Annotated in this window: 1 pseudogene; it reads right to left on the reverse strand. The window is 64.0% G+C overall.

Going from position 1 to position 236, the window contains the following annotated elements:
- Positions 1 to 236, reverse strand: a pseudogene (locus ACEN88_RS36255) (sodium transporter); the annotation flags it as partial.

A 236-nucleotide genomic window follows, 5' to 3' on the forward strand; every position in this document is an offset into this window, starting at 1 on the left:
TTCAGGTTCACGATCCACATGCCGCCGATCAGCGTGGACAGGCCCGGCAGGTCCATGTAGTTCGGGTTGTCGCGGCCCAGCACCATCTCGAAGTGGTCGCGGGTCGAGTTGTACAAGGTCGAAAAGCCTTGCAGGGCGCCGTGGCCGTTGCCCAGTTTGGCGACGAGGTCCAGGGCCAGCCACGTGGTCACGAGGCCGCCGATGACGAGGCAGGTCACCTGGATGACGTCCGTGTA

Source organism: Massilia sp. CT11-108 (assembly GCF_047302915.1).
GTDB lineage: Bacteria > Pseudomonadota > Gammaproteobacteria > Burkholderiales > Burkholderiaceae_D > Telluria > Telluria orientalis.